Annotated in this window: 6 protein-coding genes; 2 read left to right on the top strand and 4 right to left on the bottom strand. The window is 61.9% G+C overall.

Annotated features, from left to right (window positions below; genetic code table 11):
- The 4 genes from clpX to VGL22_RS17295 form a co-directional block, all read right to left on the bottom strand.
- The coding region (clpX, locus tag VGL22_RS17310) for an ATP-dependent Clp protease ATP-binding subunit ClpX (RefSeq protein ID WP_465268200.1) at nucleotides 1-941 on the bottom strand (941 nt) is incomplete at its 3' end.
- 76 nt (nucleotides 942-1017) lie between these two features.
- On the bottom strand, nucleotides 1018-1671 hold the full coding sequence (gene clpP, locus VGL22_RS17305; protein WP_465268199.1) for an ATP-dependent Clp endopeptidase proteolytic subunit ClpP: 654 nt from the start codon (nucleotides 1669-1671) through the stop codon (nucleotides 1018-1020).
- A gap of 34 nt (nucleotides 1672-1705) precedes the next feature.
- Entirely contained in the window at nucleotides 1706-3142 is a 1437-nt protein-coding gene (tig, locus tag VGL22_RS17300; protein ID WP_465268198.1) for a trigger factor, read from the bottom strand.
- A 383-nt stretch (nucleotides 3143-3525) separates the two neighbouring features.
- Complete coding sequence (locus VGL22_RS17295) at nucleotides 3526-3717, bottom strand: hypothetical protein (protein WP_465268197.1); 192 nt, start codon at nucleotides 3715-3717, stop codon at nucleotides 3526-3528.
- Between the two features lie 277 nt (nucleotides 3718-3994).
- On the opposite strand from VGL22_RS17295, the gene VGL22_RS17290 reads away from it, so the two are divergent.
- Together VGL22_RS17290 and VGL22_RS17285 are read left to right on the top strand one after the other, a co-directional pair.
- On the top strand, nucleotides 3995-5332 hold the full coding sequence (locus tag VGL22_RS17290; protein WP_465268196.1) for a sugar porter family MFS transporter: 1338 nt from the start codon (nucleotides 3995-3997) through the stop codon (nucleotides 5330-5332).
- 193 nt (nucleotides 5333-5525) lie between these two features.
- Nucleotides 5526-6494, top strand: coding sequence for a response regulator (locus tag VGL22_RS17285; RefSeq protein WP_465268195.1), 969 nt, complete (start codon nucleotides 5526-5528; stop codon nucleotides 6492-6494).
- Nucleotides 6495-6773 lie beyond the last annotated feature (279 nt).

The following is a 6773-nucleotide window of genomic DNA, read 5'->3' as shown; positions in this document are numbered from 1 at the left end:
AGCCGTCCCACAAACTCCGGAATCAGCCCGTACTTGATCAGGTCCTGCGGCTCCGTCTTGCGCAGCAGTTCCGTGTCGCGATGAGACCGGGTCGTTACCTGATCCTCTGCGTTTTCGCCGCTCTTGAAGCCCAGCGCCTTCTTGCCGATGCGCCGGCCCACCACGCGCTCCAGGCCCACAAATGCGCCGCCGCAGATGAACAGGATGTTGGTCGTGTCCACCGCCGTGAATTCCTGGTGCGGATGCTTGCGGCCGCCCTGCGGCGGAACGTTCGCAACCGTGCCCTCCAGAATCTTCAAGAGCGCCTGCTGCACGCCTTCGCCGCTCACATCGCGCGTGATCGACGGGTTCTCGTCCTTGCGGCCGATCTTGTCGATCTCGTCGATGTAAATGATGCCCTGCTGCGCGCGCGCCACATCCCCGTCCGCCGCCTGCAGCAGCTTCAGGATGATGTTCTCCACGTCCTCGCCCACATACCCGGCTTCAGTCAGCGTGGTCGCGTCCACAATCGCGAACGGCACATCCAGCATCTTCGCCAGCGTGTGTGCCAGCAGCGTCTTGCCGGAACCCGTGGGCCCCACCAAAAGGATGTTGCTCTTGGCGAGTTCCACTTCGTTGTTGCGCATCCGGTTCATCTGGATGCGCTTGTAATGGTTGTAAACCGCGACCGCCAGCTTCTTCTTGGTCTGGTCCTGCCCGATCACATAGTCGTCGAGAAAGCTCTTGACCTCTTGCGGCTTGGGCAGGTGCCCCGCGGTAGTGGCCGCGTGCGATTCCCCTCGATCGTCTTCAAGGATAGAGTTGCACACCGCAACGCACTCATCGCAGATGTATGCCCGTGGATAGTCGCTGGGCGACGAGATCAACTTCGCGACCGCGTCCTGTGATTTATGGCAGAACGAGCAACGCAGTGCTTCTTCAGGTCCCGTGCGCGTTTTCATGAGTGGACTACTCCTGTGGACACTTGCTCCCCGATTTGACTTCCGCCCCTAAAGGCCCTTTAATCCCACCCGACCCTTACGTCCGGGGCCGGTCGATAATCTCGTCGATAATGCCGTACTCTTTTGCCTGCTGCGAGTTCATGATGAAGTCGCGTTCCACATCGCGCTCAATTCGCTCGAGCGGCTGACCCGTGTGCTTCGCCATCAGGTTGTTCGTAATTTCGCGAATCCGCAGGATCTCCCGCGCGTGAATGTCGATATCTGTTGCCTGACCGCTCAACCCCCCCATCGAGGGCTGGTGGATCAGAATGCGGGAATTGGGCAGTGCAAAACGTTTACCCCTGGTCCCCGCCAACAGTAAGAATGCGCCCATACTGGCCGCTTGTCCAATGCAATACGTCACAACGTTGTTCTTGATGAACTGCATGGTGTCGTAAATCGCCAACCCCGCCGTGATCGATCCCCCCGGCGAATTGATATAAAGCTGCACGTCTTTCTCCGGGTCTTCGCCGGAAAGAAAAAGCATCTGCGCCACGATCAGATTGGCCACCTGGTCGTCGATCGGCGTGCCCAGAAAGATGATGTTGTCGCGCAGCAGACGGCTGTAGATGTCGTAGGCGCGCTCGCCCCGGCTCGTCTGCTCAACCACCATGGGAACCAATGCCATACTGTCTCGCTCTTTCGCTTTCGTTAGGGCCCGCTTCGACCCTGTTCCTGGCTGACGCCGCACCACCTTCCGCGGCGAGGGGATTGTCCGGCCTGCCTCAGGCCGGAAGCCGTTCGTATAACAATTGAGCGGTCTTTTCGCGTTTCAGTTGTTCCCGGATTCTAGCCAGACCGCCCTCCTGAGTCAAACGAGCGCGCAGCGTCTCCTCGGGCTCCCGGCTCTGGATCGCTGCGATCTGAACCTCCCGGTCCAGTTCCTCATCTGATACTTCAACATTTTCAGCGTGAGCAATCTTGGCCAGCAGCAAGGAAGCCTTAACTTCCGCCGCCGCGCTGTCTCGCTGTGCCTCCCGCAAATGACCAAAATCCAGCTTCCGCATCTGCTCCGTCGACATGCCCTGCGCCGCCAGCGCCCGCAACCCGCGATCCAGCCGCGCGTCAATCTGCTCCTGTACTAATGATTCAGGAACCGGGAAAGGGAAGCGCTCGATCATCGCCTGGAAAAGCTTGTCCTTGGTCTCGCCTTCCACGCTGCGCCGCTTGCGGTTCTCCAGGTGCTCGCGCACCCGGTTCTCCAGCTCCGACAGGTTCTCGTACTCGCCGCCCAGTTCCTTCGCAAACTCGTCGTTCAGCTCGGGAAGATTGCGCTTCTTGATCGCCTTCACCTGGATCTCGTAATCCACCGTCTTCCCCGCAAGCTGCTCCTGCGGATACTCGGCCGGATAGCCCGCCGACACATGCAGTTCCTGGCCCACCGTGGCCCCGCGCAGCGCCGACGTGAACGCCTCCACCGTGTCCTTGCCGCCAATCTCCACCAGCGCGTCGTCGCTCTTGATCGGGGCCGCCTCGTCCTGGCCTTCAATCGTGCCGGTATAGGAGATCTGCGCCCAGTCGCCGTCCTTCAGCGGCCGGTCTTCTTCCACCGGTTCCACCGTGGCGCGGCTCTCGCGCAATTGGTCCATCTCCCGCTTGAACTCTTCATCGGTCACGTCCGCCGAGGGCTTAGGAACCGTCACATCCTGATAGCCATCAATCGAGAAGTCCGGCACATACTCAAATACCGCCTTCACGTGCAGCGGCTGGCCCTCGTCCACCGTGAGCTCGGTCACCTGCGGCTGGCCCACCGGAGTCACGCCCAGTTCGCGCACCCCCTGGTTGAAGCGCTCCGGCAACAGGCCGTCAATCACTTCCTTGCGGATCTCGTTCGCATACTTGCGCTTGATCACCGCCTCGGGAACCTTGCCCGGCCGGAACCCGGGAATCCGGGCATGGCGCTGGTAGTTCCGCGTCACGTTGCGAAAGGCCTTGCTCACTTCCTCGGCAGGCACATCGAGCACCAGCTCGCGCGTGCATTCGGGGTTCAACACCGGGCCGTGATTGTGCCCTTCATGGCTGTGATCATGTTCATGTTCGTGGTCGTGATCATGTTCGTGGTCGTGGACGGCATGATCCTGCCCGTGGCTGTGATCGTGACCTTCGTGCCCGGTCTCAGGTTCCGGATTCTGATTGTTCTCGAGGGTGTCAGTGGAGCTCAACTTCTCTGCCTTCCAGGCGCGCTTGCGCGCCGCATCAAAGGGCCAGGTGAAAGCGGTCTTCCGGCGTCTCCGGCGCCCCGCTCACGTGGGCAAATACTTAACCTCATGGTAAGAGGCGGAACCGGACAGGGTCAAACCGCTCAACCTGTTCAAATCCAGTAGATGACAAAGGCAGGTTATTTACTGTTCCGGTGCCGCCAAGCAGCAGCCACCAGGCACCAGGAATCAGAGACCAGGACGAACAGACCCGGAAATCAGGATTGAGCGCGGAGTCAGACGGGCGAGGCTTGATCGTTCCTGCTCCCTATTCGTCTGGTCCCGGTCCCCGGTCCGCGGTCCCTGTCTTTCTGACCCCTGAACCCTGACCCCCGACCCCCGACCGTTCAGCTCCTCGCCCCCGCCTTCCTCTTCCGCTCCCGCTCCGGAACAACCGTCATGGTCTCCCACGAGTAAGGCAGATGAGCGCCGCACTTCAGGCACACCTTATAGGTCTCGCCCTGGTTGGTGAACGCCCGGCTCAGTTCCCGATGACGGCATCCGAAAAGCAGATTCCAGATTGTTCTTCTGATCGCCACGTCGCGTCCTTCTGCCCTGCAAGATCCGGCTTCCCTATTCGAGCACACTCCCGCCCGCGAGGAAACCGCTGCTGGAAGGGATGAACCCATGTGCTCACGGGTGGTCTGGCGTTTTTTGATCGCGCCGAAGAAAACCCCAGCCTTCGCCACCTCTCCACGCCTCCAGGCCTGGCTGCCCACGCCGGCTCACCGGAAACGCTCAGGCGCCACCCGCCTCTACCCTGTACGACCCCCGACCATCCCCTTTACGATGGGTCTGTTCCAAAAAAGGACGCGCATGCGACCCAACCTGAATCTCATCAAGGCAACCCTCACCGGTGCGCTCGGCGGACTCCTCTTCGGCTTCGACACCGTAGTCATCGCCGGAGCCATTGACGCCCTCGTCAACCTCTACCACCTCAGCCCGCAATACAAAGGCTTCACCGTCTCCATCGGCCTCGTAGGCACCGTCATCGGCGCCCTCGCCGCCGGACAGATCGGCCAACGCCTCGGCAGCCGCGAAACCCTCCGCATCACTGCCATCCTCTACGTCATCTCCGCCGCCGGTTGCGCCTTCGCATGGAACTGGGATTCCTTCCTCCTCTTCCGCTTCATCGGCGGCCTCGGCATCGGAGCCTCCTCCGTCCTCGGCCCCGTCTACATCGCTGAGCTCTCCCCCGCCAAGCTGCGCGGCCGCTTCGTCGCCCTCTTCCAGTTCAATGTCGTCTTCGGCATCATGCTGGCCTACATGTCCAACTACTTCATCCGCACACTGCAGCTCGGCGCCACCGAATGGCGTTGGCAGGTCGGCGTTGCCGGCATCCCCGCCGTCGGCTTCCTCATCCTGCTCTTCGGAATCCCCCGCAGCCCGCGCTGGTCCGCCTCCCGTAATCGCATCGATGAGGCCCTCCAGGTCCTCCGCCTCATGGGCGACCCCAATCCCGAGGCCGAGCTCGCCGACATCCGCGCCGCCCTCAGCGAAGAGCACGCCACCGCCCACGAGCGCGTCTTCCAGTCCAAGTACCGATTCCCCCTCTTCCTCGCCATCTCCATCGGCGCCTTCAACCAGCTCGCCGGCATCAATGCCATCCTCTACTACATCAACGACATCTTCGCCTACGCCGGCTACACCACCCTCTCCGGAGACCAGAAAGCCATCGCCATCGGCGCCACCAATGTCGTGTTCACCATGGTCGCCATGACCGTCATCGACAAGCTCGGCCGCAAAATCCTGCTGCTCGTCGGCGCCGCCGGCATGGCCACCTGCCTCGGCGGAGTCGCCTGGATCTTCTCCAGCCACGCCCACCAGGGCATGCTCGTCTGGATCCTCATCACTTACATGGCCTTCTTCGCCTTTTCCCAGGGCGCCGTCATCTGGGTCTACATCGGCGAAGTCTTCCCCACATCGGTCCGCTCCAAAGGCCAGGGCGTTGGCTCCGCCAGCCACTGGTTCATGAACGCCGCCATCGCCATGGCCTTCCCCGTCATCGTCAACTCCATCAGTCCGGCATCGCCGTTCATGTTCTTCTCCGTCATGACCGTCGTGCAGTTCTTCACCGTCCTGTTCTTCTACCCTGAAACCAAGGGCCAGACCCTCGAAGACCTGCAGCGCAAACTCGTCCACGTCGGCCACTGACACAAACCAGGGCGGGCGCCGTTTCCTGACCGGCGCCCCTCCCCACACGGCGTTTGAACCGTTCCCGCCCATCTCTTGAACTCCGCCGCTCTCATGCTGTAACGTGCAGTTAACCCCGCCGTCCGCGTGCGGTAGCCGCGCGATGTAAACGGTTTCGGGTCCCGGCCGTCTATCTGAGTCTGGTGGAGGGTGAATGTCGCAGTCGATCCGGGTCCTGATGGTGGATGACTTCATCCCTCTGCGGGAGTTCGCTCGCAAAAGCCTGCGCCGCCGTCCTGATCTGAACGTGGTTGCCGAAGCGGCAGATGGCCTCGAGGCCGTCCGCATGGCGCACCAGCACCAACCCGACCTGGTCCTCCTCGACATCAGTCTCCCCGCCCTGAATGGCATTCAGGCCGCCCGCCGGATCCTGGAACTCTCCCCCCACTCCCGCATCATTTTCCTCACCGAACTACGCGCCTTCAGCTTCGCTGAGGAGGCTCTCGGCACCGGAGCCTGCGGGTACGTGGTCAAGTCCGATGCCCCCCGCGAACTGCTTCCCGCCATCGACGCCGTCCTCAAAGGAGCGAAATATATAAGCTCCTCCATTGAGGATCGTGATGCCGTCGAGCCGGCCCCGGCCCGTTCCCCGCGCTTTCACGAAGCGGCGTTCTTTTCGGGCAGCCAGGGGCTCGTCGATCACGCCTCCGCGTTCCTGTCCTCTTCCCTCATCGCCGCCGATTCCATTTTGGTGGTCGCTACTGAATCGCACCTGAGCGGCATTCTCAGCCGCCTTTCTGCGCGCCATGACGTGGACAGCCTGCTCCAGCAGGGTCGATGCACCCTTATGCATGCGCAGGAAGCGGTGGCGGCAATGACGCGCAACGGCAGGTTCGATCCCGATGGGTGCTTGGCCCATTTTGCCGCCCCCCTGAAGAGAGCCTCTGAAGCATCGCGCGGCTCCCAGCGGCGCGTCTCCGCCTTCGGCGAGTCCTCGTCCATTCTCTGCGCGCAGGGAAACGCCGAAGCGGCTCTCCAACTGGAACTCTGGTGCAACCGTATCGCCGGCCCTTATAACCTGCGCATGCTGTCCGGTTTCTCAGCCCCCAGCCTCGAGGAACACCTGGACCCGCAGCTCTTACAGCAGATCCGCGACGCCCACTCCGCCGTCCACTTCCACTGACAGCACCGGGGTAAACCCAACCTGGCGCCGGTATCCGGTCCGGCTGTCGTGCCGGTCTCCAGACCCGCACACTCCACACCCTCCGCGCGATCATCCCAAGCGAAGCGCAGCGGAGTGGAACGATCTGCCGTCAAAATTCGTTGACAGCGACAATCCTGGCCGTGACTTCGATGAATTGTGGTAGGGATAACCCCTCTGATGTGTCATCCCGGCAGGCCGCGCGCTTTCTTCAGCGCACGGAGGGATCCGCAGTTGCTCCTCCCATCTCCGCCAGATCAA

It is taken from the genome of Occallatibacter sp. (assembly GCF_036502485.1).
In the GTDB taxonomy this organism is placed as follows: domain Bacteria; phylum Acidobacteriota; class Terriglobia; order Terriglobales; family Acidobacteriaceae; genus Telmatobacter.
This window is presented reverse-complemented; position numbering and strand designations above follow the sequence as displayed.

Excerpts from the sequence above, each read along its gene's own strand:
- VGL22_RS17290 (WP_465268196.1), top strand. The coding sequence starts at position 3,995 with ATGCGACCCAACCTGAATCTCATCAAGGCAACCCTCACCGGTGCGCTC.
- VGL22_RS17285 (WP_465268195.1), top strand. The coding sequence starts at position 5,526 with ATGTCGCAGTCGATCCGGGTCCTGATGGTGGATGACTTCATCCCTCTG.